Below are 25,490 nucleotides of genomic sequence, written 5' to 3'. Positions count from 1 at the left end.
GCGTGTTTATCGGTATTGTTGCGACGTATCGAAAGGAGGTCTCATGAGGCTAATAAAAGCTGTTGGGCTTATTGCGGCGTTGAGCCTGGGCGGCGCCCTGGCACAGGACCGCACCCAGACCCTAATTTATGGTGGGGACTGGTCGGACCTGATTACCATGGATCCGCAGGTTTCCTACGAGTTTTCCGGGGGGCTGGTTACCGACAACCTGTACGAAACCCTGGTCAAGTACGAGGGGGCCGACCTCTCGACCCTGAAACCAGGTCTGGCGGAAAGCTGGAAGGTGGATCGGGGCAGGGACACCTGGGAAATCACCTTCCGCCTGCGCCGGGGCAGCAAGTTCTCCAGCGGCAACGAGGTGACGGCCAAGGACGTGGTCTATACCTTCGAACGGGCCCTGGCCATCAAGGGGCCGGGCTCTTTCCTCTTTACCGAAATTGCCCAGCTGAAGCCGGGGGCCACCAAGGCCGTGGATAACTACACGGTGGTGGTCAGCATTCCCAAAACCGCCTCGCCGGGCTCCTTCCTCTCGATTCTGACCTTCAACATTGGCGGTATCGTGGACTCCGAAACGGTGCAGAAAAACGCCAAAGGCAACGACTACGGCAAGGAATGGCTCACTAACAACTCGGCAGGCTCGGGTCCCTTCCGGCTGGTGCGTTGGGACCGGGGGTCGCAGGTGCTGTTGGAAGCCAACCCCAACGCCCGCGTCAAGCCCAAGCTGCAACGGGTCATTCTGCGCGAGATCAAGGAACCTGCGGTATTGCGCACGGCCCTCGAGTCCGGCGAGATCGATATTGCCGAGGGGCTGACCCCCGAGGCTTTGCGGGCGCTGTCCAACAACCCCCGCTTCCGCACCCTTAGGGCCGACAGCCTGCGCCTGAACTATCTGGGCATGAATGTAAAGGAAGGTAGCCCCTTTGCCAATAAACTGGTACGGGATGCCGTGCGCTACAGCATCAACCAGGACGAGCTGGTAAACGGGCTTGTGCAGGGCAACGGCACCAAAATCCAGACCTTGATTCCCAAGGGCCTGCTGGGTTACGACCCCCGCACTCCTTATACCTTTGACCCGGCCAGGGCCAGGCGCTTGCTGGCCCAGGCGGGGTATCCAAACGGCCTCGAGTTCGAGCTTCTGGTCAGCACCGGCATCTGCGGGGGCGGCATCCCCTGTGCGGACATCGCCGCCAAGATTCAGTCCGACCTGGCCAAGGGCGGTTTCAAAGCTAACGTAAAGGCCATCGCCAACGCCGAGGTGCTGCGTACCTACCGCGCCCAGAACCACCAGATGGTGCTGGTCGGCTGGAGCCCTGACTTCCCCGACCCCGACGGCAACGCCACCCCCTGGGCCGACTTTAACGCCCGCAGTCTGGCCTGGCGCAACGTCTGGAACGATCCCACCGCCATCCGGCTGACCAACCAGGCTGCCTTGGAAACTGAGCCGGCCAAGCGGGTCGCGCTCTATCGCCTCCTGACCGATTACGTGCTCAAAAACGGCCCCTACGCGGTGCTCTATCAGCCCTCGGTACCGCTGGGTCTCTCGGTCAAGGTCGAGGGCTATGTGCGCAACGCCCAGGGTCAAGTGCGCTTCGAGAACATCAGCAAACAACCTTGAACAAGCCAGGGTTCAGGGCTCAGGGTGCCGCTCAATAGGGCCTTGGGCTCTGAACCCTAAGCCCTGACTATGTTTTCTTACTTTATCCGCCGCTTGTTTTTTGTGGTTTTTGTGGCCTGGGGGGTCACATTTACAACTTTCTTTATCGCCAATGTGGTGCCGATTGATCCGGCCATTGCGGCTCTGGGCGACAACGCCCGTGAGGAACAAATCCGGGAATTCCGTGAACGCTACGGTTTAGATAAACCCATCTGGCAGCAGTACCTGATCTACATGGGCCGCTTACTTTCGGGTGACCTGGGCAATTCCCTCCGCACAGGGCGGGCTGTACTCGAGGACTTGAAAGAGTTTTTCCCAGCGACCCTCGAGCTCTCGGTGGCCGCCTTTCTCGTCACCTTGCTTTTAGGGGTGCCTGCGGGTATTCTGGCTGCTATTCGGCAAAATAAGGCTTCCGATGTCACGGTGCGGATCCTGGCCTTAATCGGCGGCGCAACGCCGGTTTTTTTTCTGGCGGTGTTGCTCCAGTTTGTGCTGGCCCGACAGCTTGATCTTCTGCCGGTACAGGGGCGGCTGGATGGGTTTACTTTTCCACCACCCAGGGTGACCGGCATCATGGGTATAGATGCCTTGCTGGCCCGCGACTGGCCTGCATTTTTGGACTCGCTGCGACACCTGGTGCTGCCGGCTTTTGTGCTGGGTATGTTCTCTGCGGCCATTCTGGCCCGCATGACCCGTGCGACCATGCTCGAGGTTCTCTCGCAAGACTATATCCGTACCGCACGGGCCAAAGGGGTTGCCGGGCGGGCGGTTATATTCCGTCACGCCCTCAAAAATGCTGCCTTGCCCATTCTGACTTTGCTGGGGGGCTTGCTGGGTGGTCTGCTTTCTGGCGCGGTGCTGACCGAGACCATCTTTAGCTGGCCCGGCATTGGGCGCTATGTCACTCAGTCCGCAACCAGCCTGGACTTTCCAGCGGTGATGGGGGTTACGCTGCTGGTGGGGCTGGTGTATGCCCTCATCAACCTGGTGGTGGACTTGCTCTATGCCTTCCTCGACCCCAGAATCCGCTATGCCTGACCAAGACGAGAAATTATGGCTGCTGTAGTTTCTACCAACCGTCCTGCTCGGCCACTCCGGCGTTTCCTGCGTAACCCTGGGGGTCTGATTGGGCTATTTTTGCTGGTGCTGCTGGTTCTGGTAGCCCTGCTGGCTCCCCTCATTGCCCCCGACCCCATCAGCCAGAACATTGCCCAGCGACTCCAGCCCCCCTCGGTAGAACACTGGCTCGGTACTGACCAGCTGGGGCGCGATGTATGGGCCAGGGTGGCGCACGGGGCAGGCATTTCCCTTCGCGTCGGGTTTGGTGTGGTGATATTGGCGGTTCTGCTGGGGGTTCTGGTCGGTTTGCTGGCCGGCACGCTGGGTGGCGCCTGGGACAACCTGCTGATGCGACTGACCGACATCTTTTTTGCCTTTCCCTCGCTGATTCTGGCAATGGCCATTGCGGCAGCCCTGGGGCCCAACCTCAACAACACCATCATCGCGGTGGCACTGGTGAGCTGGCCCATCTATGCCCGGCTGGTGCGGGCCAACGTGCTGGCCCTGCGTGAGCGCGAGTTTGTGGAGGCGGCCCGTGCGCTAGGGGCTCCCCAGAGTCGCCTGATGCTGCGCCACCTGTTGCCCAATACCCTAACGCCTGTGTTTGTGCAGGCCAGCTTCGATGTGGGTGGGGCCATCCTGACCGCCGCCGGCCTCTCGTTCATCGGCTTTGGAGCCCAGCCCCCCACCCCGGAATGGGGGGCCATGGTCTCCGAGACCCGCAGCTATATCGCCGAGGCCATCTGGGCGCCTACTGCCCCTGCTATCGGTATCCTGCTGACCGTGCTGGCCTTCAATTTGCTGGGCGATGCCTTGCGAGATGTGCTGGATCCGAGGGGAAGAGACTGAGGGGACAGTGTTTACCTCAAGACTCACTTCTTCAAACCTGGAGTACGGAGCTTGTCGAGGGTTGAGATCGCAGATTTGGAAATAAGACCCGCCTCGCTGGAACAAGTTGAGGTTGCCTGCGATATTTTGCAGGAGGCCGCCCGATGGCTCATGGCACGAGGTGAGACGCTCTGGCACCTCGACGAGCTAACCCCTGAACACTTCCGCCCGGTGGCCCAACAAGGCGAACTCTTCCTGGCTTACTTGAATTTGCGGGCGGTCGGGACGTTTACCTGCCAGCGCTCGGACCCGCTATTCTGGCCTCAAATTCCCGTCGGTACCTCGGCTTTTCTTCACAAAGTAGCGGTTCGGCGCGAGGTGGCTGGACAGGGCGTAGCTACAGCGATGGTGGTCTGGGCGAAGGAACAGGCCAGGGCCGCTGGGCTTTCCTACCTGCGCCTCGATACCGACTTCAACCGCCCCAAGCTACGCAGCTTTTACGAGCGCCTAGGTTTTACTTGTGTTGGAGAAAAGCACCTGACCCGCTTGGGATACCCCTTGCATGTTGCGCTATACGAGTTGAAACTTTGACCGCCCAGCTACAAGCCCCCACAGCCCACCGGGGCTGAGGGATTCCGGGTCATGCGCCACTCACCGGAACGCAGTTGTCCGGCCTCGTAGTAGATGTGGCGTGGGCTACTCAGGTCTTCAGCGTCGCCGAGCGAGGCCAGGGCTACCTCTAAGGCCATGCACTGCTCGGAGCTGGCGCCAACCGTGTAGAGTTGCCCCTTCTGTGGCATCTCGGCCAGGGCAAAGCCATCACTCAGGCTGACCCACTGATGCAGCCTTACCAGCACTGCACAACCATTGGCTCCCTGTGCCTTTACGTTCATCACCTGACCGGTGGCGGTGTACGTGCGGTAGGGGCTTTGAATGTCTGTGCTAGCAGGTTGTGGGTTGTTATGGCTTCGCATCCACAGGCTTCCCCCCATCGCCAGTACGGCCAGGGCGGCAACCCTCCCTGCGATTCTCCACAATCTAATCCAAACCACCTTCATACCATTAGGCCCAATCGAGTTTGGATTGGGTGTGAGGGCTGGCTAAAGGGGGGCTTTAGTTAACGGGGTTGGGTTGGAACGCAAGTGAAGAAGACCGGTGGATGACCGCGCTTCGCCTTCGGCCCTCCTGCTCAGTAAGAGGGCTGATACTCCCCCCACACCTCGCGCAGAACGCCACAGATTTCGCCCAGGGTGGCGTGGCGACGGAAACCTTCCAGGATGTAGGGCATCAGATTATCCCGACCCCTTGCCGCCTGGCGTAGGGCCTCCAGGGCATTACCTGCCGACTGCCCATCCCGTTTGGCCCGGAAAGCCTGAATCTGGGCTCTGCGACGGCTACCCAGTTCGTCGCCGATCTTTTGCACCGGGGTGTGTTCGTTGAGGGGAGACTCGGGGTTGTTGAACCGGTTGATGCCCACAATCACCCGCTTGCCGCTCTCGACCTGGCGCTGAAACTCCCAGGCCGACTCTTCGATCTCCTGCTGGAAAAAGCCCGCCTCCACTGCTGCAACGGCACCCCCCAGCTTGGCAATCTGATCCAGATAATCCTGGGCCTGGGCCTCGAGCTGATCGGTCAGGTGCTCCACGTAGAAGCTGCCCCCCAGCGGGTCTACGGCGTGGGTCACGCCGGACTCGTAGGCCAGGATTTGCTGGGTGCGCAAGGCCAGCAAAGCGCTTTTCTCGGTGGGCAGCCCCAATGCTTCGTCGTAGGCGTTGGTGTGCAGGCTCTGGGTTCCACCCAACACCGCCGCCAGGGCCTGGTAGGCGGTGCGCACCACGTTGTTGAGGGGTTCCTGCGCAGTGAGGGTGGAGCCGCCGGTCTGGGTGTGAAAGCGCAGCATCCAGCTCTTGGGGTCTTTGGCATTGAACTCGTGGCGCATGATGCGGGCCCACATGCGCCGAGCAGCGCGAAACTTGGCGGCTTCCTCGAGGATGTCGTTGTGCGAGGCAAAGAAGAAAGAAAGCCGGGGTGCAAAAGCATCCACATCCAGCCCTGCCTCGATGGCCGCACGCACATAGGCCATGCCGTTGGCCAGGGTGAAGGCAATTTCCTGGGCGGCGGTGGACCCCGCCTCGCGGATGTGATACCCCGAGATACTGATGGTATTCCAGCGAGGCACTTTTTCGCCGCAGAAGGCAAAAACATCGGTAATGAGGCGCATGGAAGGGCCCGGGGGGTAGATGTAGGTGCCGCGAGCAATATATTCCTTCAGGATATCGTTCTGGATGGTGCCGCCCACTTTGTCCCAGGTCACGCCCTGCTCTTCGGCAACCAGCAGGTAAAGCGCCAGCAGCATGTTGGCCGGGGCGTTGATGGTCATGCTGGTGGTGACCTTGTCGAGCGGAATGCCGTCGAGCAGGGTTCGCATGTCCTCTATGGAAGCAATCGAAACCCCTACTTTACCCACCTCCCCTACGCTCAGGGGGTGGTCGGGGTCCATGCCGAGCTGGGTGGGCAGGTCAAAGGCCACCGAGAGCCCGGTCTGGCCTTGCGAAAGCAGGTAGCGGTAGCGGGCGTTGGACTCCTCGGCGCTGCTGAAGCCAGCGTACTGCCGCATGGTCCAGGGGCGCTCGGTGTACATCCTGGGGTAGACCCCCCGCGTGAAGGGATACTCCCCAGGGCGGCCCAGCCGCTCCTGGTATCCCTCGGGCAGCGATTCAAACAGGTATTCCACTGTGGCTTGCATAAGCCCTCCTTTTCCTGATGGCGCGCCTCGAGCCCACAGGAACCCGGAACCAGGTTCTGTGATGGGTGGTTTTACAAGGCGGTGTAACGCTCATTGCCGGATGGTTTAGAAAACCAGGTAGAAAAGCAACAGCACCAGTGCGGCGGCGCCGAAGATCAACAACAGCGGGGGGAGCAAGATCGAGTAAGCAGCCATCACCAGGGCGACAAAATCCTTCCAGTCGGGCTTGAGTTCGCCTTGCTTTGCTTCTTGGTTTTTGGACTCTTGCATACCTTGATTGTAACGCTTTGCAAAGATGCATTCAGCCCCCACTATCCAGCTTTTCGAGGTGGCTGGATAGGGCATTTCGTACCTGAACCCTGGTCCAAAGCGGTTCTAAGCCGTTGACCAAAGCCTGACACACTTCCCAGCTTGCTCGTATACTAGAGCCAGCTTTTAGCAGTCCAAGCCTGTCTGGCTTGAAACCCTGGAGGATTTAGCGTGAATGCTCGTGCAATTGTGGTGACCTCGGGAAAAGGTGGGGTAGGGAAGACCACCACTACAGCAAATGTGGGAGCGGCATTAGCTAGGTTGGGCGAGAAGATAGTGGTAGTGGACGTGGACGTGGGGCTGCGCAACCTGGATGTGGTGATGGGGTTGGAAGGCCGGGTCGTTTACGACCTGATTGACGTAATCGAGGGGCGCTGCAAGCTGCGCCAGGCCCTGATCCGCGACAAGCGCATCGAGGGGCTGGCCTTGCTAGCGGCCTCGCAGACCAAGGACAAGGAATCGCTCGACCCTGAGAAGTTCCGCCAGATTGTGCGGGCCTTGCTGGAAGAGGAGGGCTTCGATCGGGTGCTCATCGACTCGCCGGCTGGCATCGAGAAGGGCTTCCAGACGGCGGCTACGCCTGCGGAAGGGGCCCTGGTCGTGGTGAACCCGGAGGTCTCGAGCGTGCGCGATGCCGACCGCATCATCGGGATGCTGGAAGCCCGCGAAATCCGCGAGAACTTCCTGGTGATCAACCGCTTGCGCCCCAAGATGGTGCAGCGCGGCGACATGCTCTCGGTAGAAGATGTGGTGGAAATCCTGGGGGTTAAGCCCATCGGGATTGTGCCCGAAGACGAAAGCGTCCTGGTTTCGTCCAACCAGGGCGAGCCGCTGGTGCTCAAGAACGGTACGGCCGCGGGTAAGGCCTTTTTAGAGATAGCCCAGCGGGTGCGGGGCGAGGACGTACCTTTTGCACCCCTGAACGATTCACCGGGCTTTCTGGGCACGCTGCGCCGCCTGTTTGGGGGTAGATGATGGGCTGGTGGCCTTTTGGTGCGAAAAGCAGCAAGGATACCCTGAAAGACCGGCTCAAGGTGGTGCTGGCCTACGACCGGGCCCACCTGAGCCCGGGCATGGTGGAGCAGCTCAAGCAGGACTTGTTGGCGGTGCTGAAGCGCTACTTCCCCGATGAAGAAAACCTTTCCATCCATGTCGAAACCATCGACGACAAAATGAAGCTCCAGGCCGATGTGCCCATTCCGAAGTAAGCTTTAGCGGAAAGCCAAAAGCCTGAAGCTGAAGGTGTTCTCTAATACCAGATTCGGTTGATTCGTTACCGTTCGGTAACGAATCAACAGGGCCGAAGTTATCCGCGTAGCGGAGGGCGATACCGCCCCTTGGAAGTTATCCGCGTAGCGGAGGGCGATACCGCCCCTTGGAAGGGAGACGCTTTCTTCGCCGACCGACAGTGAAGGGCCATCGGCCCCCGGCTAGCGCCGGTACTCAAGGGAGGGGTGTGCTCTACGATTCAGAAAGACAACCTATGATTTTTTTTGGTTTTTGAACTGTCTTTTTGAATCCGGTATAAAAGGTTTTACGGTACAGGGATCATCTGAATCCGATTCCTGACTCTCTGCATTAGCAGGGTTGAGTCTTTGAAGCTTTTAGCCTTCGGCTATTTGCTAAACTTGAAAACTGGCGGTAACTGGGTGCGCGACCTATTTGTTGCTTTTGAGCTCGACCTCGAGCGCCCCGAAGTTTTGTTCTTGCAATAGCTCCACCTCACCTTGCTTTTTGGCCTCCAGAAGCGAAGCAAAAGCCACGGTTTGTTCGCCCCAGGTGCGAAAAGGCAAACCGGCAAACAAAGCCCGACGAACCCCCCACAAAAAGCCCTTGATGCGTTCCCAGGCTTCGCGCAGGCCAAAGGTCTCGCGCTCGAGCTGAAGTTCGGCTCGCCGGGCGAAGGGCTCTACCGCCCGGACCAGCATTTGTAGCGGCATGGGCCGTAGGCGACGGTCTTTGGGTAGGGGAGAGGGGGGCACTGCCAGGACACGAGCCCGTTCCCGCGAGCGCTGCTCGAGGAAGGCGATTGCTTCTTCCAGGGCCAACAGGGTCTCTAAGAAAGCCGGGGCGCTTTCCTCCTGCGGTTCTTCGTCCTCGGCCAAAACAACCTGCGGACGTTTGGCAAAAGCTCTTAGCTTGAAGAGTAGAAGCTCGGCCAGAAGGGGTAGTAGCTCACTTCGCTCGGAAAGCCCCAGGGCCTGCACCTGGGCTAAGGCCTGGTCGGTCAGGGCCAGTACGGGCAGGTCTTTGGCGGCAATTTTGCCCTTGCGTACCTGCTCGGAAAGCTCTCTGGGCGTTCCGCTAAAGCCATCGAAGGTGAGCGTGATCACGGTCGTTAATTATTTGGCAAGGACCTTTCCCTGTTGCCGGAGTCCTGTCCCATGGCCCCTGGCCCTGAGCAGGCCAAACTTTTCCCGCACCTCTTCCATGGTGGCCTGGGCGATGCGGCGGGCTTTGGCGGCACCGTCCTCGAGGGCGTCCAGCACCAGATCGGGGTTGGCTCGAAGCTCGGCCGCCCGTTCGCGGATGGGCCGCAGGGTTTTCATCATCTCCTGCATCAAAAGCTGTTTGACCACCAGCGTACCGATGCCCCGGCGGCGGTACTCCTCTTTGAGCACCTGAACCAGCTCGGGCGGAGCGAAATACTGCAAGAACTTGAACACCACGCTTCTTTCGGGGTCGCCGGGGTCGGAGAGGCGGATGCGGGCCGGATCGTCGGGCATGGTGCGAATCTTGGCCCAGATGCTTTCCTCGTCCTCGAGTATCCCGATGGTGTTGCCTACGCTTTTAGACATTTTGGCTTTGCCGTCTATGCCGGGAACGCGGGGCGCGTTGGGGTTCAGGTAAATGTTGGGTTCGGGGAAGGTTTCCCCGTATTCCTGGTTCCAGCGCCGGGCAATTTCGCGGGTGAGTTCCAGGTGCTGGGTCTGGTCGTCGCCGACTGGCACGGTGTCGGCTTTGTAGATCAGAATGTCGGCGGCCATCAGCACCGGGTACATGAGCAGTCCTGCGGGAACCGACTCGAGCTTGGCGGCTTTGTCTTTGAACTGGGTCATGCGGGTCAGGTCGCCGTAGGGGGTTTGGGTGGTGAAAATCCAGGCCAGCTCGGTGTGCTCGGGCACGTGCGACTGCACGAACAGAATGACCTTGTTGGGATCGAGACCCGCTGCCATGTTCACCAGGGCCGCATCGAAGGTACGCCGGGCCAGCAGGTCTTTGTCGTAGGCGGCGGGGTTGGTGGGGGCGTGATAGTCCACAATGCAGTAGATGGCGTTCTGCCCCAGCTTTTCCCCAAGGGCAATGTAGTTCACCATAGCGCCCAGGTAGTTGCCGATGTGTAAGTCGCCGGTGGGCTGAAAGCCGGAAAAAACGCGCTTCACGCAGGATAGAATAGCAGAAGCGGCTCAGGCTTGCTCGAGCCAGCACTCATCCTCCGAGCTCAAATCCCAAGCCGCCTTGCGCGTTAAGGCACGCTCGCACCTTCGGTCTCGAGCATAAGACGAGACCCTTGTATAGCACTATGAATTGCCCCGTACCTTACAGGGCGCTCGCACCTTCGGTCTCGAGCGCCTCTTTCCGCACTTCTTCCTCGGGCTGCCCTGCCGGGTACTGTCCGTTGAAGCAGGCCAGGCAGACCGGCCCACCAATGGCCTCGCGTACGCCTGCTTCGCTAAGGAAGGCCAGCGAGTCGGCCCCGATCAGGGCCCGGATTTGCTCGAGGGTATGGGTCGAGGCCACCAGCTCCTTGCGGGCCGCGGTGTCGATGCCGTAGTAGCAAGGAAACTTGATGGGGGGCGAGGAGATGCGCACATGCACCTCGGTGGCCCCGGCCTCGCGCAGCAATTGCACGATGCGCCCCGAGGTGGTGCCCCGCACAATGGAGTCGTCTACCAGCACCACCCGCTTGCCCGCCACCACCGGGGTGGCGGCCAGCTTGAGCCGTACCTTCAGGTCGCGCATTTCCTGGGTGGGTTGGATAAAGGTACGGCCCGCATAGGGGTTCTTGTGCAGGCCAAAGTCGAAGGGCAGACCGGAAGCCCGGCTGTAGCCGATGGCTGCCCCAATGCCGGAGTCGGGCACCGGTACTACCAGGTCGGCCTCGACCGGAGCTTCGCGTGCCAGTACCTCGCCCATGCGGATGCGCGCCGGGTGGGTGGCGATGCCGTCTAAGGTGGCGTCGGCCCGGGCGAAGTAGATCCACTCGAAGGCACAGGGGGTGGGGCAGGGCTCGAGCACCTGCCAGGAGGAAAGCCCCCCCGCCTCGTCCACCCAGACCAGCTCACCAGGCCGCACATCGCGTACGAACTCGGCCCCCATCAGGGCCAGCGCTGGGGGCTCGGAGGCAAAAACCCAGCCTCCGTTCGAAAGGCGCCCAATCACTAGAGGCCGCACCCCGTTGCCGTCCCGCAGGGCCAGCACGGTGTGCCGATCCATCAGCACCACGCTAAAACCGCCGGTCAGCTCGCGCATGGCCCGGGCGGTGGCCTCGACGAGGTCGAGCTTGGCGTAGCGAGCAATCAGGTTAATCATCACCTCGGTGTCGTTGGTGGTCTGGAAGACTGCACCGTGCTCCAAAAGCGCCTGGCGAATCTGCAGGGCGTTCACAAAATTGCCGTTGTGGGCGATGGCTAGAATGCCCTTGGAGCTGCGCACGTTGAGGGGCTGGGCGTTGAAGCGCAGGTTGGAGCCGGTGGTGGAATAGCGGGTGTGCCCAATGCCCAGGTTGGCCGCAGGAATGCGCAGGCGCTGCATGCGGGCCTCGTCGAAGACCTGCGTGACCAGGCCCAGGTCTTTTTCGATCACCAGGTCTTTACCGTTGGAAACGCAAATCCCGGCGGCTTCCTGGCCCCGGTGTTGCAGGGCAAAAAGCCCCAGTTGCAGCAGGTCGGCCACCGGCAGGGGCTCGGGCGACCACAAGCCCAGCACACCGCACTCTTCGTGCAGCTCGTCCGGGTCGTTCGAGGCCGAAAGCGGTTGGCTGAGAGCCTCGAGTTCCACAGGCTTCAAAGCCTTTGGCTCCGGGCTTTCGGCGTTTCTCACGGTAGCACCTCCCTGAGCGGCTGCTCCCAGGCTCGACGCAGGGCCTCCACGGGCCACGTAATCTGCTCTTTGGGCAGCAGGAGGGTGAGGTGATCGCCACCCACCTGGCCCAGAACGCTGTGCGGAAGACCGTAGGCTTCGAGCACTTTTACCGCCTGTTGCAGGTGGGCCTGGTCAACGCTGAAGAGGATACGGCCGGGTGCCTCGCCGTAGAGCAAGGCATCGGGCCGGGCATGGCTACGCAGCTCGAGGGTGGCCCCCAGGCCGTAGGGCAAGCACATCTCGGCCAGCGCCACCGCCAGCCCCCCTTCGGCTACGTCGTGGGCGGTATGTACCCAGCCCCGCTCGATCAGGTTGCGGATGGCGGCCTGGGCCTGGGCCTCCATGGTCAGGTCGAGGGGCGGCGGGCTTCCGGCTTCCTGGCCATGCACCACCCAGAGGTACTCGGAAGCACCCAGGTGTCCTTCCGGGCTGCCAATCAGCACCACAAACTCGCCCGCTTTCCGTAAACCCAGTTCGGCCCGGCGCTCCACCTCCTCCAAAAGCCCTACCACCCCCACCATGGGGGTGGGCGGAATCCGGTAGTTGGGGCCTTCGTTGTAGAGCGAAACATTGCCCGAGACCACCGGCAGGCCCAGCGCTGCCGAGGCTTCCGCCAGGCCCGCGATGGTCTCGGAGAGTTCAAAGTAGCCCTGGGGCGTTTCCGGGTTGCCGCAGTTGAGGCCATCGGTATAGGCGAGCGGTTTACCGCCCACCACACTCACGTTGCGGGCTGCTTCGGCCAGGGCGTGCATGGCCCCCAGGCGGGGCGAGAGCTTGCTGTAGCGGGGGTTGGCGTCCACCTTGACCGCCAGGCCCCGCCGAGTGCCCTTGATGCGCAGGATGGCTGCATCGCCCTTTCCGGGCACCAGCACGGTGTTGGTGCCTACCTGGTGGTCGTAGCGCTCAAAGATGGGGGCCCGGCTGCACAGGTTGGGCGAGGCTAGAAGCCGAAGAAGTATCCCCTGCAGGTCGGAAGGTATCGGCAAGGCGCTCAGGTCGGCCTCCCTGAGCCGGGCCAGGCCGGGCTCCTCCTGGCCCTCGCGGGTATAGGTGGGGCAGTCGGCCAGGGCAAAGGTGGGCACCTCGGCCACCACCTGGCCCTGGTGGAGCACCCGAAACACCGGTGGGGCGATGGTATGGGCCACCGGGACGGCATCCAGGCCATAATGTGCGGCCAGGGCTTCCAGCTCTTTTTCCTTGCCCGGACGCGGTACCAGCACCATGCGCTCCTGCGACTCCGAGAGCATTAGCTCGAGGGGGTTCATCCCGGCCTCGCGCTTGGGCACCAGGTCGAGGTTAAGCTCAATGCCCAGCCCCGACTTGTGGGCCAGCTCCGAGAGGGAAGAGGTGAGGCCGGCGGCCCCCATGTCCTGTACACCTTCCACCAGATCCCGCCGGATGGCCTCCAGCGTTACTTCCAGGGTCAGCTTGCCCATGAAGGGGTCGCCTACCTGCACGCTGGGCCGCTTGGACTCGTTTTCTTCCGAGAGTTCCTCCGAGGCAAAAGCCGCCCCCCCAATCCCGTCGCGCCCGGTTTTGGAGCCCACATAGTAGACTGGGCGGCCCAGAGAGGCCCGGCTCTTCTTGAGCTCCTCCACCCGCAGAAGCCCCAGGCACATGGCGTTTACCAGGGGGTTCTCCTGGTAGTCGGGGTGGAAGTAAACCTCGCCCCCCACCGTGGGTATCCCAATGGCGTTGCCGTAGTGGGCGATGCCCTCCACCACCCCCCGCACCAGATAGCGGGTACGGTCACCTTCGGGGCCTTCCAGTTTGCCAAAGCGCAGCGAGTTCAGAAGTGCAATGGGCCGGGCCCCCATGGCCACGATGTCGCGGATGATACCCCCCACCCCTGTGGCCGCTCCCTGCACCGGTTCGACCGCCGAAGGGTGGTTGTGGCTCTCGATTTTGAAAGCCACTGCCCAACCCTCGCCAATCTCCACCACCCCCGCGTTCTCACCGGGGCCCTGAAGCACCGCAGGTCCTTCCTTGGGCAACAACTTGAGCAAGGGGCGGGAGTTCTTGTAGGAGCAGTGTTCGCTCCACATTACCTTGAACAAGTAGAGCTCGAGGCGGCCTGGTTCACGGCCCAGAAGCCGCACAATCTCCTGGTATTCATGCAGGGGGATGCCGGTTTCCTGAAGAAGGGGGGGCAAGGTTCCTTCCATTACATAACCCTCGGTGGATGCCCGATTACTTCCTTGAGGAGGGGAATAAGCTCTAAGTGGTTGCCCACGCGGGCGGTGGGCTCGGGCTGCCCGTTGCGGTGGGCGTGCCCGGTGTAGAGCACGGCGTAAGGGTAGCCGGTCTGGAAAGCACCCCCAATGTCGGTTCGGGGAATATCGCCGATGTGCAGAGCTTCTTGCGGTTTGACCCCCATTTCGTCGAGGGCTGTGAGGAAAGCCTGTGGTTTGGGCTTGACCACCCCGGTCTCGTCGGAGAAGGAAAAACCACTAAAAAGGTCGTGGAGCTTGTACCGCTTGAGCTGCTCACGCAGGATACGCCCGGTCGAGACGCCGGTATCGGAGACGATGCCCAGCCTGTAGCGCCGGGCCAGCTGTGGCAAAGCTTCCAGCACCCCCGGTAAAGGAACGAGGGTACCCTCCAGGGCCGCCTCCACAATGCGCTGGGTAGTAAGGGCGATGTGGCCTTCGTCGTAAGGCAGACCCAGGTAGCCAAAAATGCGGGCCACCCGGTCGAAGGGGGTCATGACCTGCTCGGCCATCCAGGCGGCGTCGAAGTCGAGGGCGGCCTGCCGCCATGCGGCCATCACGGCATCCGGTTCGGCGGGAACACCCGCTTCGGAGGCCGCATCCAGTAGGATTTCGTTGCGCAGGTTCTTGATGTGTCCGGCATATTCCGGCCCTTCGGTAAAGAGGGTACCCCAGAAGTCGAAGGTGATTGCTTGGATGGTCATACGGCTACCTCCATGTAACTTTTGTCTACGCCACTACCCCCAGGGCCCGCTTGAGGCTGCTAAAAAAGGGCCGTCCGTCGGTAGAGCCCAGCGCATCCTCCACTGCTCGTTCGGGGTGGGGCATCATGCCCAGCACATTGCCCCGTTCGTTGACGATGCCAGCGATGTCATTCAACGAGCCATTGGGATTGAATCCACCCCCCTCTTCCGCAGGGGACGAAGGGGATGGAACGTACCGGAAAACCACCTGTCGGTTTTGCTCGAGCCGCTCCAACGTCTGGGCGTCGGCGTAGTAGCGCCCCTCGCCGTGGGCAATGGGAATCTTGAGCACCTGCCCTGGCTGGTAGCCGTTGGTAAAGGGCAGGTCGGTGCGCTCGACGCGCAGGAATACGTCCTTGCAGGTAAAGTGCAGGTTGGTGTTGGCCAAAAGCGCCCCCGGCAGCAGTCCGGCCTCGGTGAGCACCTGGAAGCCATTGCAGATGCCCACTACCGGGTACCCTCGCTCGGCCAGCCGGCGCACCTCCTCCATCACCGGCGAAAACTTGGCCAAAGCCCCGGCCCGCAGGTAGTCGCCATACGAGAAACCGCCCGGTAGGAGCACCGCTTGAAAACCCTCGAGGCTCTTTTCGGTGTGCCAGACCAGCTCGGCTTGAAGCCCCACCAACCGAAGCGCCCAGACCGCATCCTGGTCGCAGTTGGAGCCGGGAAACTGAATAACCGCTACCTTCATACCAGCTCCTTAACCGCCTCCACCACAAACACTTCCATCACCGGGTTGGCCAGGGCTTTGCCGATGTTGTGGGCCACGGCAGAGGCTTCCGCCTCGCTGCCAGCCTCCACTTCCATCTCCAGCACCCGCCCCACCCGCACGTTCTGGGCCTTGAACTGCAGCCCCTGCAAAATGCTCTCTACAGCCCGCCCCTGGGGGTCCAGAATGCCGTCTTTCAGCTCGATCAAAAGGGTTACATGGTATTTCATAACATGTTTTAGGCCGAAGGCGCTGCCTGTACCCGCCGCAGCACCTCTTGGTAGGCTTCCTCCACCCCGCCCAGGTCGCGACGGAAGCGGTCTTTGTCCATTTTTTCGCCAGTGCCCATCTCCCACAGGCGCATGGTATCGGGCGAGATTTCATCGGCCAGCACAATAGCCCCGCGCTCGTCGGTAGGGGCCGCAGAGTGCAGGAGGCGGCCAAACTCCAGCTTGAAGTCGATGAGCTCGAGGTTGCGCTGGGCAAAATACTCCTTTAGCAAGGCATTCACTTTCAGAGCCAGCTCCTTGATGCGCGCCAGCTCGCTGCCGTTCACCAGGCCCAGGGCCAGCGCGGCGTCGTCGTAGATCAGCGGGTCGCCCAGGGCATCGTTTTTGTAGGAAAACTCCACCAGCGGATAGGGCAAGACCCGGCCTTCCTCCACCCCGTAGCGCCGGGAAAAGCTTCCGGCGGTGCGGTTGCGCACAATCACCTCCAGTGGCACAATCTGCACCTGCTTCACCAGCATCTCCCGCTCGGAAAGCTGGCGGATGAAGTGGGTGGGGATGCCGTGCGCTTCCAGGTAGCGGAACAAAGCTGCCGAAACCTGGTTGTTGACCACCCCCTTGCCGGCAATCTGGGCCCGTTTCTGCCCGTTAAAGGCGGTGGCGTCGTCCTTGAAGTAGACCCGCACCACCCCCGTCTCGGGGCCCGGATAGATAACCTTGGCTTTCCCCTCGTACAGTTTCTCCATCTGAACCTCTTTTGTCTGGGCGCTCCCTTTATCCTGGCGAATCCTGGTCGTCTGAACGGGTGTCTTTCTTTATAGTACCCCTCTACAGCCCAAAACGGGCGTAGATGGTATCCACATGCCGCAAAAAATAGCTGGGGTCGAAGGCCTGGGCCAACGCCTCTCCCTTGAGTGGGCAGGCCGGGTCGGCCTCGAGCAGTTCTCGAAAATCCTGCCCCTTTTCCCAGCTTTCCAGGGCGTTGCGCTGCACTATCTCGTAGGCGGTGGTTCGATCCAGGCCGGACTCGATCAAAAACCCCAGTACCCGCTGGGAGTACACCAGCCCTCGGGTCAGGTGCAGGTTATGGGCAATGCGCGCCTCGTAGACCACCAACCCCTGCAAAACCCGCTTGAGACGGCGCAGCATGTAGTGGGCCAGGGTGGTGGAGTCGGGCAGAATCACCCGCTCCACCGAGCTGTGCGAGATGTCGCGCTCATGCCAGAGAGCCACGTTCTCGAGTTCAGCCTGCAGGTTGCTGCGCAAGAGCCGCGCCAGCCCCGAGATATTTTCCAGCGCCACCGGGTTTTTCTTGTGCGGCATGGAGGAGGAACCGGTCTGCTTGTAGCTAAAGGGCTCCTGGGCTTCCAGCACCTCAGTGCGCTGCAAATGGCGCAACTCCACCGCGATGCGCTCTATGTTGGCTCCCAGAATGGCCAGGGCCCCCATCAGTTCGGCATGGCGGTCCCGCGGCACTACCTGGGTGGAAACCGGCTCGATCTGAAAACCCAGCTTCTGGGCCACCCATGCCTCCACGGCAGGCTCCACATGGGCATAGTTCCCCACTGAACCGGAAATCATGGCCACCCGGATGCCTTCGCGGGCTTTCTGCAGACGTTCACCATCCCGCAACAAAGCCGCATAAAACGCCAAAAAGCGCAACCCAAAGCTGGTGGGCTCGGCATGCACGCCGTGGGTGCGCCCGACCGCAGGCAGGTGCTTGTACCGGATGGCCAAGCTCTTCAGGGCCTCCTGCACCTGAGCCAGTTCCTGCTCGACCAGGCCCAGGGCCTCCGAGAGCAAGATGTTTTGGGCGGTGTCCACCACATCGGTGCTGGTCAGGCCCAGGTGCAGCCAGCGGGCCACTTCAGCGTCGCCGGTCCATTCGGTCAGGGCGCGGGTAAAGGCCACAATATCGTGGCGGGTCTCGGCTTCAATTTCATCTACGCGCCGGGCAAAAGCCGCATCAATCGATTTCTGGCGTAGCGCGTCGCGCAAGCGCTCGGCGGTCTTGGGCGGCACCTGCCCCAGCCCTTCCCAGGCTTCCAGGGTCAGAATTTCCACCTCGGCCCATACCTGGTACTTGCGGGCCTCGCTCCACAGGGCTTGCATCTCGGGGGTTTGGTAGCGCTCAATCATAGCCCCAAGCCCCCTTCACTGCCAAAAGACATTTTTTGTTTTATCACAAGGGATCACTTGTTGTCCGTCATTGCCTCGCAGGACAATCTGGTGAACAACGTCAAGAGACTATCACGCCTCAAAGGTCGGAGCAACCACGCTTGCAGTGTAAAGTCATTTTTTTACTGCCGATAACAGGTCGCTTGGCGCAATAGGCTACCGATCTTTTCACAATGCCGGTTTAGTATGAACTCATGATTCGTGCAGTGTTGTTCGATGTCGGCGACACACTCATCCTGGGGCACCCCAGGTACTGGCTTTTGCCTATTTTGCAAGCCAAGGGCATTGCCCAGCAGGCCGACCTGAAGCGACTCCCCCAGGCCATGCAGGATGCCTATACACACTATTCAGACCATCACATGAGCGCTACCGACGAGGCTACGGCCCTCTCATTTTGGCGGGCCTTTCACTGGGAGGTTATGAACGGCATCGGACTGGGGGCTTATGCCGATGAGGTAGCCGACTATCTGAAGGAGAACTGGCAAAGCCCGCATGTGTGGCCCCTTACACCTGGAGCCAAAGAGGTGCTGGTAGCCTTGCGTAACAAGGGGTTCAAGCTGGGGGTGGTATCCAACTGGGACTGGACACTGCCGGGGGTTTTGCAGGCCACAGGTCTGGCAGATTTTTTTGACTACATCGGGGTTTCGGCCCTGGAAGGCGTAGCCAAGCCCGATCCGCGCTTTTTCCAGCTTGTGCTGAGTAAGCTAGAGATTGAACCCCATCAGGCCATCCATATCGGCGACTCGGAGGACGATGTCAAAGGTGCCCTGGCTGCCGGGGTTCGACCGGTGCTGTTCGACCCCTACAAGCAAAACCCCAATGCAATTGGCGACCTGGCCTGGGTGGTGGAGTATGCCACTGGCCGGGTGGACGGGTTGTAAGACCATCCTGGCTAGGATGCTCTTCACACTATCGGAGGTAGGGGATAGGGGGTAGGGGTTTAGAAATGCACCACCTGCTTCTCACCATTCTCCACCTTGTGCATCGCTGTAAGTTGGCAACACACCTGAAAGTTGGTATAAGTCCCTTGACCCCAACCCCTCGAGTCCACAGACTGGTCTACATGAGCGTTCGCAAAGCCATCTGGGGCGACAACTTTGAGGCCATCGAGCAGACCCTTACCGAGGTAGACCCCGATCTATATACCTACATCCGCGATTTCGCTTATGAAGAGGTGCTGGCCCGCTCCGGCCTGGATTTGAAGACCCGCGAACTGCTGGCCATTACCAGCCTGATTGCTCTGGGGGCTCCCAAGGAAATTGCTACCCACCTGGAAGGAGCCCTGCGTAACGGTGCCACCGAGCAGGAAGTGCGCGAGACCATCATCCAGTCGGCGCTGTTTGTGGGCTTCCCCAATGCCCTGGGGGCCATGAAAACCTTTCATGCCTTGTTGCGCAAGCGCCATTCTGCGGGGAAGTAATGCTGGTTAACGTGCTGGTGCTGCCGCTGGATCGGCCCCAGCACCGAGTCTTGCTGGGGTTCAAAAAGACGGGTTTTGGGGCCGGCAAGTACGGGGGTTTTGGTGGGAAGCTCGAGGTCGGTGAGACCCTGGCCGTGGCTGCTGTACGCGAGCTACAGGAAGAGTCGGGCTTGCTGGCCAAACCACACAACCTCTGGTATGCAGCCCAACTGGAGTTTTTGTTTCCAGCTTGCCCGGATTGGAACCGCACCGTACATGTGTTCCGCCTCGAGTTCTGGGAGGGCGAGCCCCAGGAATCTGACGAAATCCGGCCGGTGTGGTTCGGCCTAGACGAACTCCCCCTGAAGCAGATGTGGTCCGATGTCCCCTACTGGCTGCCCCAGATATTGCAGGGCAGCAGACCAAAGATGCGTTTCACCTACCACCAGGATAATCAGACGGTAGAGCTAGCCGAAGAACTCGAGTGAAGGCGTAGGAAGCCGAAAGGCACCAGCCTCGTACCAAACCTATATTGCTCCTCTTGCGTTCTCCTCTGGGTCGGAGGAAAAGACCAGGCCATTTTTTCCGTGCGGATCGAGGCCCGGCAACTGCGGCTCATATTGCCCCACTTTAGGAGGCAGCCCAGCCCTTGAAGGTCTTCCCATATTTGTAGAGGAGAGCCCCGGTGAAGTAGCCTACGGTCTGACCGTCTTCCTGGACGACTGCCAGCACTGGCTGGGCGCCCTGGGTATGGCGAAGGAACTCGAGCCAGGGCCGGGCCTGAAAGATGACCCGGTCCGAAAAAGCCTCGAGGGCATCCCAGGGAACCTGCTCGAGCGATAACCGTTGAAAAGAAATCATCAAGCCCTACCTGGACGAAATATAGCGCTAGATACACAGTTCTCCTGGTTCAGATATGGCAGCGATAGAACCCGGCCTCCAGTTGACTTTGCCTGTAGGCTGTGCTACTCTTCATTGTCCCCCTAAAACCAGCAGGTTTCAGTAGGACATTAGGAGTAGTAAATGAACAAAGGTACTGTTAAGTGGTTCAACGCGGAAAAAGGTTACGGTTTCATTGCCCAGGAAGGTGGTCCCGATGTGTTTGTGCACTTCACCGCCATCCAGGGCCAGGGCTTCAAGAGCCTTAACGAAGGAGATCGCGTAGAGTTCGAGATCGAACCTGGTAAGAATGGCAAGGGCCCCCAAGCCAAGAATGTGAAAGTGGCGTAACCATACCGCAAGCCAAAGCTCCCCGGTTTTAGGGGGGCTTTTTTGTATTTAGTCCAAACGGATTATTTGAAGCTCGAGGATTGATTTATCGTATACTGCCCCCATTCAAGCGTAATCAGCAAGGAGCACCTATGACTGAAGAACAGCATCTACGAGAGTACACCAAGGCCCTAAAAGCCCGACTGCCCCGTCACTTTTTTGAGCCAGTTCCGGCTCGGCTGGCCTATCTGCCGGTATTTCTGGCCCTGTTTGGTTTGTGCACATGGGGCATTGTGGCAACCCCCTATGTCTTGCTCAAACTACTGTTGTCCCTTGGCATCGGATACTCGTTTATCGGGTTGGGCTTTCTGGCCCACGAAATCTTGCATGGTGCCGTGACCAAGAACCCTGTGGTGCGCTCAGTTTCGGGTACCATCGCCTTTTTGCCGCTGATGGTGGGCGCCAGACTATGGCGCAAGTGGCACAACGTCGAACACCACGGCCACACCCAACACCCCGAAGACGACCCCGACGCTATGGGGGCCCTGGAGTCGGCGATCCAGAAGCCCTTCGTAAAGTGGATGTTCCGTCAGGTGCCTGCATTGCGTAGCTTCTTCCTGTTTTTCTCCTTTACGTTCTGGTTTACCTTGCACGCCCACATGATGTTCCGGCGTTTTTTGCCCGACTTCAAGCCTGCCGAGCGCCCCATTGTAGTATTTCAGGCGGTATTACCGGTGCTGGTCTGGCTCCTGGTGCTCTTCATGGTGGGGCCCCTCAACTTCTTGTTTGTGTTTGTGATTCCCTGGCTGCTGGCCAACTTCATTGCCATGAGCTTCATCGCCACCAACCACCTGCTCAACCCCATTACCGAGACCAACGATCCGCTGATGAACAGCCTGACTGTGCGCAACCCGCGGTGGCTCGAGTGGCTCACCCTGGGCTTTGGCTACCATATCGAACACCACGTGTTTCCGGCGCTTTCTCCCAAATATGCCCACGTGGTGGCACAAAAAATCAAAGAGCTCTGGCCCGAGCGTTACAACGAACTGCCCCACTGGAAAGCCTTGTTTTATCTGTGGAAAACCCCGCGCCTCTACCGCGACCACCGCAATCTGATTGAGCCGACTACCGGCCATGTGTTTGGAACCCTGGGATTTGGGCTGAATGACAGCAAGATCAAGCAACCCAAATCCTCCCGGCGGGGGCTGGGCAAAAAAGGACTTGGGGAGTAGGCGCCTGGTCAGTGTGCCCCGAAAAGCCATTGTGGGTACTGCGCCATAGAGCTTTCTGCAACACCACTGGGCTCCCCGAAACATCGGCGGCTGGCCCTAGCAAAATACTTCAGTTGAGCTGTCCTGGTGACCATGAAGTCAAGCTGAAGGGGAAGCTATCCAGATCATCCTGCCCGCTACACCTGGATTGCTTCGTCGGTCTGCGGCCCCATGCAATGAACAGATTGCAGTCATGGATCATGGTAAGGGACACCAGTGGGGCAGGTGTAGAAATTAATGGTGAGAAGCACTCCGGGTCAACACTTTACTCACAGGACAAATCAGATATTCCCCCCTGGCAGCACGAACAGTTTCCTAACTGATTCTGAAGGTTGAGTGCTTGGCCTTGTGGTCGGGTTCTACGTGTATGGTGGTATGAACGCCGTCTATCTGCGCTTTCAGGGCATTCTCGAGGCGGTCGCAAATCTGATGGGCCTGCTCCACCGAGGTGCCTCCCGGCACCACCAAATGAAACTCCACAAAGGTGCGAGGCCCTGCCCGGCGGGTACGCAGATCGTGGACCTCGAGGACCTTGCCTTCGGAAGCCAGGCCCCCCAGGGCATAGTTGAGGGCATTGCGTATATCGGCCAGCTCTTGCTCGGGAATGGATTCGTCCATCAGACCGCCCACAGAATCTCGCACCAGGCGCCAACCTACCCACAAGATATTGACGGCTACCGCAATAGCCAGCAACGGGTCTAGCACCCACCAGCCGCTTAGCCAGGCCAGCCCAATTCCCGCCAGTACCCCCACCGAAGTCCAGACATCGGTCAGAATGTGCTGCCCATCGGCCACCACGGCGGGCGAACGCGCTTTGCGACCACTTCGGATCAAAAACCAGCCCAAGAGGGCATTGAGCCCTGAAGCCCCCAGCGAAACTAACATCCCCGTGCCCAGCTCGGCGATGGGTTCCGGCGTGATTAGTTTGGGCCAGGCTTCCCGCACAATAGCCAGGGCTGCCAGCACAATCAAAACCCCCTCCAGCACCGCCGAAAAGTATTCGGCCTTGGTGTGACCGTAGGGATGATTGCTGTCGGCGGGGCGGCGCGAAACCAGCACCGCAATCAGAGCGGCTCCTGCCGCAACAATATTGACCACAGACTCGAGCGCGTCGGAATAAAGGGCTACCGAACCAGTAAGTGCATAGGCCAGCCACTTCAGGCCAAACACCACCCCCGCTACCACGAGGCTCAAGGTCAGGGCACGGATAGGCGTCATCAGACCCTATAAGGACGAGCCAGGCGGCGGTAGGTTGGGCTTGTACGCTTCATGGCTTCAAATAGACCCTCTTGTAACAAGACGGCAATCTACTAATAACTATAAATCGGTCTGGATGCGGCCGAAAGTCCTGCGGAAAAAAAGCTCCCCTTTCAGGGAGCCTTTGCGTGCAGGGGCATGCTAAGCCTGTTGAGTAGTACTGGTGCTTATCTTGATGCTGGGCCCCATGGTGGTGGAGAGGTAGACCGATCGCAGGTAGGTGCCCTTGGCACTGTCGGGTTTAGCGCTCTCCACAGCCTTGATGAAGGCCCGCACGTTCTCGGCGATTTTCTCAGGGGCAAAACTAGCCTTGCCCACGGGGCCGTGCACCACGCCGGTCTTGTCGTTGCGGAACTCGATTCGGCCTGCCTTGATCTCCCGCACCATGTCGCCTATGTTGAAGCCTACTGTACCGGCTTTGGGGTTGGGCAACATGCCCTTGGGGCCCAGGATACGGCCCAGCTTGGAACCCACAGCTCCCATCACGTCAGGGGTGGCGACCACCGCGTCGAAGTCGGAACGACCATCCAGGATTTCCTGAATGATTTCTTCGCCTGCAGCAATATCGGCCCCTGCGTCACGGGCCTCGGCAATCTTGTCACCTTTGGCAATGGCCAGTACCCGCACACTACGGCCTGTTCCGTGGGGCAGGGCTACGGTAGAACGCACGTTCTGGTCGGACTTCTTGGCATCAATCCCCAGCTTGACGTGCACCTCGACGGTCTCGTCGAACTTGGCGCTCTTGATCTGGGGAATCAAAGCAGCAGCCTCTTCAACCGAGTAAACCTTGTTCAGGTCTACCTTCTCCAACAGGGCACGATACCGCTTTCCGTGCTTAGGCATGGGGCACCCCCGTCACTTCTACACCCATCGCGCGGGCTGAACCGGCAATCTGGCGAGCAGCGGCTTCCACATCGTTGGCGTTCATATCGGCCATTTTTTGCTTGGCGATCTGGAGGCACTGCTCCCAGGTGAGCTTGCCTACCTTTTCACGCCCGGTCTTCCCCGCACCCTTTTCGATGCCGGCAGCCTTGCGGATCAGGTAGGAGGCCGGTGGGGTCTTGGTGATGAAGGTGAAGGAGCGGTCGGAGAAGATGGTGATCTCAACGGGCACAATGGCGTCGCCCATGTTGGCGCTGGCCGCGTTGAACTGCTTTACGAACTCCATGATGTTGGCCCCGTGTTGACCCAGGGCCGGGCCTACCGGGGGCGCAGGCGTGGCCTTGCCCGCCGGGAGCTGCAGCTTGACCATAGCAGCTATCTTTTTCATTAGTACTTCCTCCTTTGTAATTTCCCGCTACTTGCGGGGGTCGGCTCCCACGAACTTCGTGGTGTTATCGCCTTGGCGCTTTCGCGCTTGCGCATAGCTGATAGCAAGTAGTCAGAGGCTACGGGATTTCGCTATCAGCAATCGGCCATTGGTTATTGACGTTCGCGCTATGCGCGAACCACCTGCGAGAACTCCAGCTCCACTGGGGTTTCGCGCCCGAAAATAGATACCAGCACCTTGACCTTCTGGCGCTCGAGGTTGACCTCGCCCACCACGCCGGTAAAGTCGGCGAAGGGACCGGAGGCCACCCGTACCACGTCACCTTCCTTGAAGGTGACCTGGGGCTTGGGGGCTTCTTTCTTGCCAGCCAGGCCAGCAATTTCCAGGAGGTGTTGCACTTCGTCGGGGGTCAGGGGCACGGGGTGGGTCGCAGTGCCCACGAAACCGGTCACGCCAGGGGTATTGCGTACCACTTCCCAGGCTTCGTTGACCTCGCCAGGCGTATCGCCTAAATCCACCAGCACATAGATGTAGCCCGGGTAGAGTTTGCGACGCACCACGTCTTTTTTGCCCCCATCGCGGTGCTCCACGACCTCCTCGGTAGGAATTAAGACCTGGAAGATCTTGTCCTGCATGCCGAGGGCCTTCACCCGTTGCTCGAGGTTCTGCTTGACCTTGTCCTCGTAGCCTACATAGGTGTGGACGGCGTACCATTCAATGCTCATAGTTCACACCAGGACATCAGGGCAGACGCACCGTGATGAAGCGGAAGATGGTGTCAATCAGCCCCAAAACTACCATGGCCACCACTGCAAAAACCAGGATAACCTGGGTGGATTCGATGATTTCCTGGCGGGTAGACCAGGTGACACGGGAAAGCTCGGCGCGGGCCTCGCGGAAGTAGTTGACAATCCGAGCACCAAGGGGGCGCTTTGGGGCGGCGTTTTGCTCTTGGGCCATACTATCCGCCTTAGACCTTTACTTCCTTGTGGGGCAGGTGCTTGTTGCACCAGGGGCAAAACTTCTTGAGCTCGAGCTTGGCCGTAGTGTTGCGACGGTTTTTCTCAGTCGCATAATTGCGGCGCTTGCACTCGGTGCACTCCAAGAGCAGCTTGATTCGTACATCGCTTGCCATGTCATTCCTCTTTCAGCCTTCGGCCCAGTCAGACTTAGAGCCTGACCGGGCCAGCAAGCTTATATTCTACCACGTTACTCGATAATCTTCGCCACCACACCAGCGCCCACGGTGCGACCGCCTTCACGGATGGCGAAGCGCAGACCTTCCTCCATGGCGATGGGCTTGATCAGCTCCACCGTGAAGGTGATGTTGTCCCCC

At 60.0% G+C, this 25,490-nt stretch carries 31 protein-coding genes; 11 read left to right on the top strand and 20 right to left on the bottom strand.

The genetic code is table 11. The features are described from left to right. The first annotated feature begins 43 nt into the window (after positions 1 to 43). The 4 genes from Mhypo_RS08570 to Mhypo_RS08555 all read left to right on the top strand — a co-directional run bounded on the left by Mhypo_RS08570 (position 44) and on the right by Mhypo_RS08555 (position 4,132). Complete coding sequence (locus tag Mhypo_RS08570) at positions 44 to 1,615, top strand: ABC transporter substrate-binding protein (RefSeq protein ID WP_119340881.1); 1,572 nt, start codon at positions 44 to 46, stop codon at positions 1,613 to 1,615. 69 nt (positions 1,616 to 1,684) lie between these two features. Next, positions 1,685 to 2,692, top strand: coding sequence for an ABC transporter permease (locus Mhypo_RS08565; RefSeq protein WP_119340880.1), 1,008 nt, complete (start codon positions 1,685 to 1,687; stop codon positions 2,690 to 2,692). A gap of 15 nt (positions 2,693 to 2,707) precedes the next feature. Further along, positions 2,708 to 3,562: a nickel transporter permease gene (nikC, locus tag Mhypo_RS08560; RefSeq protein WP_119340879.1), complete on the top strand. Its 855-nt coding sequence runs from the start codon at positions 2,708 to 2,710 to the stop codon at positions 3,560 to 3,562. Between the two features lie 150 nt (positions 3,563 to 3,712). Continuing rightward, the gene (locus Mhypo_RS08555; RefSeq protein WP_240637170.1) at positions 3,713 to 4,132 is read left to right on the top strand and encodes a GNAT family N-acetyltransferase; all 420 of its coding nucleotides are present in this window, start codon (positions 3,713 to 3,715) and stop codon (positions 4,130 to 4,132) included. Between the two features lie 8 nt (positions 4,133 to 4,140). On the opposite strand, the gene Mhypo_RS08550 is transcribed toward Mhypo_RS08555, so the two are convergent. From Mhypo_RS08550 to Mhypo_RS18100, 3 genes are all read right to left on the bottom strand, one after another. Beyond that, a complete protein-coding gene (locus tag Mhypo_RS08550) occupies positions 4,141 to 4,599 on the bottom strand; it encodes a hypothetical protein (protein WP_240637169.1) in 459 nt (152 codons plus the stop codon). A gap of 131 nt (positions 4,600 to 4,730) precedes the next feature. Next, positions 4,731 to 6,275 carry an acyl-CoA mutase large subunit family protein gene (locus Mhypo_RS08545; RefSeq protein ID WP_119340899.1) on the bottom strand — a complete coding sequence of 515 codons (1,545 nt, stop codon included), beginning with the start codon at positions 6,273 to 6,275 and terminating at the stop codon, positions 4,731 to 4,733. 117 nt (positions 6,276 to 6,392) lie between these two features. After that, positions 6,393 to 6,557, bottom strand: coding sequence for a hypothetical protein (locus Mhypo_RS18100; RefSeq protein WP_170148255.1), 165 nt, complete (start codon positions 6,555 to 6,557; stop codon positions 6,393 to 6,395). A 210-nt stretch (positions 6,558 to 6,767) separates the two neighbouring features. Between Mhypo_RS18100 and minD the strand changes: the two genes are divergently transcribed. Both minD and minE read left to right on the top strand, forming a co-directional pair. Further along, positions 6,768 to 7,571 carry a septum site-determining protein MinD gene (gene minD / locus Mhypo_RS08535; protein ID WP_119340877.1) on the top strand — a complete coding sequence of 268 codons (804 nt, stop codon included), beginning with the start codon at positions 6,768 to 6,770 and terminating at the stop codon, positions 7,569 to 7,571. Further along, positions 7,568 to 7,804, top strand: a complete 237-nt coding sequence (gene minE, locus Mhypo_RS08530; protein WP_119340876.1) for a cell division topological specificity factor MinE — start codon at positions 7,568 to 7,570, stop codon at positions 7,802 to 7,804. The genes minD and minE overlap by 4 nt, the downstream gene beginning before the upstream one ends. 450 nt (positions 7,805 to 8,254) lie before the next feature. Here the strand turns inward: minE and Mhypo_RS08525 are convergent, their stop codons facing one another. From Mhypo_RS08525 to purB, 9 genes are all read right to left on the bottom strand, one after another. Continuing rightward, positions 8,255 to 8,929, bottom strand: a complete 675-nt coding sequence (locus tag Mhypo_RS08525; RefSeq protein WP_119340875.1) for a chromosome segregation protein ScpA — start codon at positions 8,927 to 8,929, stop codon at positions 8,255 to 8,257. A 9-nt stretch (positions 8,930 to 8,938) separates the two neighbouring features. Next, entirely contained in the window at positions 8,939 to 9,979 is a 1,041-nt protein-coding gene (gene trpS / locus Mhypo_RS08520; protein ID WP_119340874.1) for a tryptophan--tRNA ligase, read from the bottom strand. 157 nt (positions 9,980 to 10,136) lie between these two features. Then, entirely contained in the window at positions 10,137 to 11,543 is a 1,407-nt protein-coding gene (gene purF, locus Mhypo_RS08515) for an amidophosphoribosyltransferase (protein ID WP_186814650.1), read from the bottom strand. A gap of 92 nt (positions 11,544 to 11,635) precedes the next feature. Continuing rightward, positions 11,636 to 13,846: a phosphoribosylformylglycinamidine synthase subunit PurL gene (gene purL, locus Mhypo_RS08510; protein WP_119340873.1), complete on the bottom strand. Its 2,211-nt coding sequence runs from the start codon at positions 13,844 to 13,846 to the stop codon at positions 11,636 to 11,638. Continuing rightward, entirely contained in the window at positions 13,846 to 14,595 is a 750-nt protein-coding gene (locus tag Mhypo_RS08505) for an HAD family hydrolase (protein WP_119340872.1), read from the bottom strand. Before Mhypo_RS08505 ends, purL begins: the two co-directional genes overlap by 1 nt. 25 nt (positions 14,596 to 14,620) lie before the next feature. Continuing rightward, a complete protein-coding gene (purQ, locus tag Mhypo_RS08500) occupies positions 14,621 to 15,325 on the bottom strand; it encodes a phosphoribosylformylglycinamidine synthase subunit PurQ (protein WP_119340871.1) in 705 nt (234 codons plus the stop codon). Next, positions 15,322 to 15,573, bottom strand: a complete 252-nt coding sequence (gene purS, locus Mhypo_RS08495; RefSeq protein ID WP_119340870.1) for a phosphoribosylformylglycinamidine synthase subunit PurS — start codon at positions 15,571 to 15,573, stop codon at positions 15,322 to 15,324. The genes purQ and purS overlap by 4 nt, the downstream gene beginning before the upstream one ends. 8 nt (positions 15,574 to 15,581) lie before the next feature. Then, positions 15,582 to 16,316 (bottom strand): phosphoribosylaminoimidazolesuccinocarboxamide synthase, encoded by a 735-nt coding sequence (gene purC / locus Mhypo_RS08490; RefSeq protein WP_119340869.1) that lies wholly within the window; start codon positions 16,314 to 16,316, stop codon positions 15,582 to 15,584. Positions 16,317 to 16,398: 82 nt separating this feature from the next. Continuing rightward, a complete protein-coding gene (gene purB, locus Mhypo_RS08485; protein WP_119340868.1) occupies positions 16,399 to 17,709 on the bottom strand; it encodes an adenylosuccinate lyase in 1,311 nt (436 codons plus the stop codon). Positions 17,710 to 17,942: 233 nt separating this feature from the next. Here purB and Mhypo_RS08480 point away from each other — a divergent pair, with 233 nt between their 5' ends. The 3 genes from Mhypo_RS08480 to Mhypo_RS08470 all read left to right on the top strand — a co-directional run bounded on the left by Mhypo_RS08480 (position 17,943) and on the right by Mhypo_RS08470 (position 19,635). Next, the gene (locus tag Mhypo_RS08480; RefSeq protein ID WP_119340867.1) at positions 17,943 to 18,629 is read left to right on the top strand and encodes an HAD family hydrolase; all 687 of its coding nucleotides are present in this window, start codon (positions 17,943 to 17,945) and stop codon (positions 18,627 to 18,629) included. 182 nt (positions 18,630 to 18,811) lie between these two features. Beyond that, the gene (locus Mhypo_RS08475) at positions 18,812 to 19,168 is read left to right on the top strand and encodes a carboxymuconolactone decarboxylase family protein (RefSeq protein ID WP_119340866.1); all 357 of its coding nucleotides are present in this window, start codon (positions 18,812 to 18,814) and stop codon (positions 19,166 to 19,168) included. Further along, a complete protein-coding gene (locus Mhypo_RS08470) occupies positions 19,168 to 19,635 on the top strand; it encodes an 8-oxo-dGTP diphosphatase (protein WP_119340865.1) in 468 nt (155 codons plus the stop codon). Before Mhypo_RS08475 ends, Mhypo_RS08470 begins: the two co-directional genes overlap by 1 nt. 142 nt (positions 19,636 to 19,777) lie before the next feature. Here Mhypo_RS08470 and Mhypo_RS08465 read toward each other — a convergent pair whose 3' ends face one another. Then, complete coding sequence (locus tag Mhypo_RS08465; RefSeq protein ID WP_119340864.1) at positions 19,778 to 20,008, bottom strand: hypothetical protein; 231 nt, start codon at positions 20,006 to 20,008, stop codon at positions 19,778 to 19,780. 162 nt (positions 20,009 to 20,170) lie between these two features. Between Mhypo_RS08465 and Mhypo_RS08460 the strand changes: the two genes are divergently transcribed. Further along, positions 20,171 to 20,377 (top strand): cold-shock protein, encoded by a 207-nt coding sequence (locus Mhypo_RS08460; RefSeq protein WP_119340863.1) that lies wholly within the window; start codon positions 20,171 to 20,173, stop codon positions 20,375 to 20,377. Positions 20,378 to 20,508: 131 nt separating this feature from the next. After that, on the top strand, positions 20,509 to 21,588 hold the full coding sequence (locus Mhypo_RS08455; protein ID WP_119340862.1) for a fatty acid desaturase family protein: 1,080 nt from the start codon (positions 20,509 to 20,511) through the stop codon (positions 21,586 to 21,588). 354 nt (positions 21,589 to 21,942) lie between these two features. Here the strand turns inward: Mhypo_RS08455 and Mhypo_RS08450 are convergent, their stop codons facing one another. The 7 genes from Mhypo_RS08450 to Mhypo_RS08420 all read right to left on the bottom strand — a co-directional run. Next, positions 21,943 to 22,845 carry a cation diffusion facilitator family transporter gene (locus tag Mhypo_RS08450; RefSeq protein ID WP_119340861.1) on the bottom strand — a complete coding sequence of 301 codons (903 nt, stop codon included), beginning with the start codon at positions 22,843 to 22,845 and terminating at the stop codon, positions 21,943 to 21,945. Positions 22,846 to 23,025: 180 nt separating this feature from the next. Continuing rightward, positions 23,026 to 23,727: a 50S ribosomal protein L1 gene (gene rplA / locus Mhypo_RS08445; protein WP_119340860.1), complete on the bottom strand. Its 702-nt coding sequence runs from the start codon at positions 23,725 to 23,727 to the stop codon at positions 23,026 to 23,028. Beyond that, the gene (gene rplK / locus Mhypo_RS08440; protein ID WP_119340859.1) at positions 23,720 to 24,154 is read right to left on the bottom strand and encodes a 50S ribosomal protein L11; all 435 of its coding nucleotides are present in this window, start codon (positions 24,152 to 24,154) and stop codon (positions 23,720 to 23,722) included. The genes rplA and rplK overlap by 8 nt, the downstream gene beginning before the upstream one ends. 167 nt (positions 24,155 to 24,321) lie before the next feature. Continuing rightward, positions 24,322 to 24,879, bottom strand: coding sequence for a transcription termination/antitermination protein NusG (gene nusG / locus Mhypo_RS08435; protein ID WP_119340858.1), 558 nt, complete (start codon positions 24,877 to 24,879; stop codon positions 24,322 to 24,324). A 16-nt stretch (positions 24,880 to 24,895) separates the two neighbouring features. Continuing rightward, complete coding sequence (gene secE / locus Mhypo_RS08430) at positions 24,896 to 25,114, bottom strand: preprotein translocase subunit SecE (protein ID WP_119340857.1); 219 nt, start codon at positions 25,112 to 25,114, stop codon at positions 24,896 to 24,898. 10 nt (positions 25,115 to 25,124) lie between these two features. Then, complete coding sequence (gene rpmG / locus Mhypo_RS08425) at positions 25,125 to 25,289, bottom strand: 50S ribosomal protein L33 (RefSeq protein ID WP_013013465.1); 165 nt, start codon at positions 25,287 to 25,289, stop codon at positions 25,125 to 25,127. A 74-nt stretch (positions 25,290 to 25,363) separates the two neighbouring features. Then, positions 25,364 to 25,490: EF-Tu C-terminal domain-related protein (locus Mhypo_RS08420; RefSeq protein WP_476738584.1), on the bottom strand; the 127-nt coding region annotated here is incomplete at its 5' end.

Origin of the sequence: Meiothermus hypogaeus, from assembly GCF_003574035.1 — a bacterium.
In the GTDB taxonomy this organism is placed as follows: Bacteria; Deinococcota; Deinococci; order Deinococcales; family Thermaceae; genus Meiothermus; species Meiothermus hypogaeus.
The sequence above is the reverse complement of the archived record's forward strand: the minus strand, read 5'-3'. Positions and strand labels throughout refer to the sequence as shown.

Bases quoted from the DNA above. Each gene is read 5' to 3' on its own strand.
- purS (WP_119340870.1), bottom strand. From the start codon at position 15,573: ATGAAATACCATGTAACCCTTTTGATCGAGCTGAAAGACGGCATTCTG.
- nusG (WP_119340858.1), bottom strand. From the start codon at position 24,879: ATGAGCATTGAATGGTACGCCGTCCACACCTATGTAGGCTACGAGGAC.
- rplA (WP_119340860.1), bottom strand. From the start codon at position 23,727: ATGCCTAAGCACGGAAAGCGGTATCGTGCCCTGTTGGAGAAGGTAGAC.
- rpmG (WP_013013465.1), bottom strand. From the start codon at position 25,289: ATGGCAAGCGATGTACGAATCAAGCTGCTCTTGGAGTGCACCGAGTGC.
- Mhypo_RS08480 (WP_119340867.1), top strand. From the start codon at position 17,943: ATGATTCGTGCAGTGTTGTTCGATGTCGGCGACACACTCATCCTGGGG.
- Mhypo_RS08570 (WP_119340881.1), top strand. From the start codon at position 44: ATGAGGCTAATAAAAGCTGTTGGGCTTATTGCGGCGTTGAGCCTGGGC.
- rplK (WP_119340859.1), bottom strand. From the start codon at position 24,154: ATGAAAAAGATAGCTGCTATGGTCAAGCTGCAGCTCCCGGCGGGCAAG.
- Mhypo_RS08565 (WP_119340880.1), top strand. From the start codon at position 1,685: ATGTTTTCTTACTTTATCCGCCGCTTGTTTTTTGTGGTTTTTGTGGCC.
- Mhypo_RS08465 (WP_119340864.1), bottom strand. From the start codon at position 20,008: ATGATTTCTTTTCAACGGTTATCGCTCGAGCAGGTTCCCTGGGATGCC.
- Mhypo_RS08475 (WP_119340866.1), top strand. From the start codon at position 18,812: ATGAGCGTTCGCAAAGCCATCTGGGGCGACAACTTTGAGGCCATCGAG.
- purQ (WP_119340871.1), bottom strand. From the start codon at position 15,325: ATGAAGGTAGCGGTTATTCAGTTTCCCGGCTCCAACTGCGACCAGGAT.
- purC (WP_119340869.1), bottom strand. From the start codon at position 16,316: ATGGAGAAACTGTACGAGGGGAAAGCCAAGGTTATCTATCCGGGCCCC.
- purL (WP_119340873.1), bottom strand. From the start codon at position 13,846: ATGGAAGGAACCTTGCCCCCCCTTCTTCAGGAAACCGGCATCCCCCTG.
- Mhypo_RS18100 (WP_170148255.1), bottom strand. From the start codon at position 6,557: ATGCAAGAGTCCAAAAACCAAGAAGCAAAGCAAGGCGAACTCAAGCCC.
- minE (WP_119340876.1), top strand. From the start codon at position 7,568: ATGATGGGCTGGTGGCCTTTTGGTGCGAAAAGCAGCAAGGATACCCTG.
- Mhypo_RS08450 (WP_119340861.1), bottom strand. From the start codon at position 22,845: ATGACGCCTATCCGTGCCCTGACCTTGAGCCTCGTGGTAGCGGGGGTG.
- Mhypo_RS08460 (WP_119340863.1), top strand. From the start codon at position 20,171: ATGAACAAAGGTACTGTTAAGTGGTTCAACGCGGAAAAAGGTTACGGT.
- Mhypo_RS08555 (WP_240637170.1), top strand. From the start codon at position 3,713: ATGGCACGAGGTGAGACGCTCTGGCACCTCGACGAGCTAACCCCTGAA.
- Mhypo_RS08505 (WP_119340872.1), bottom strand. From the start codon at position 14,595: ATGACCATCCAAGCAATCACCTTCGACTTCTGGGGTACCCTCTTTACC.
- secE (WP_119340857.1), bottom strand. From the start codon at position 25,114: ATGGCCCAAGAGCAAAACGCCGCCCCAAAGCGCCCCCTTGGTGCTCGG.
- Mhypo_RS08470 (WP_119340865.1), top strand. From the start codon at position 19,168: ATGCTGGTTAACGTGCTGGTGCTGCCGCTGGATCGGCCCCAGCACCGA.
- Mhypo_RS08550 (WP_240637169.1), bottom strand. From the start codon at position 4,599: ATGAAGGTGGTTTGGATTAGATTGTGGAGAATCGCAGGGAGGGTTGCC.
- purB (WP_119340868.1), bottom strand. From the start codon at position 17,709: ATGATTGAGCGCTACCAAACCCCCGAGATGCAAGCCCTGTGGAGCGAG.
- Mhypo_RS08455 (WP_119340862.1), top strand. From the start codon at position 20,509: ATGACTGAAGAACAGCATCTACGAGAGTACACCAAGGCCCTAAAAGCC.
- nikC (WP_119340879.1), top strand. From the start codon at position 2,708: ATGGCTGCTGTAGTTTCTACCAACCGTCCTGCTCGGCCACTCCGGCGT.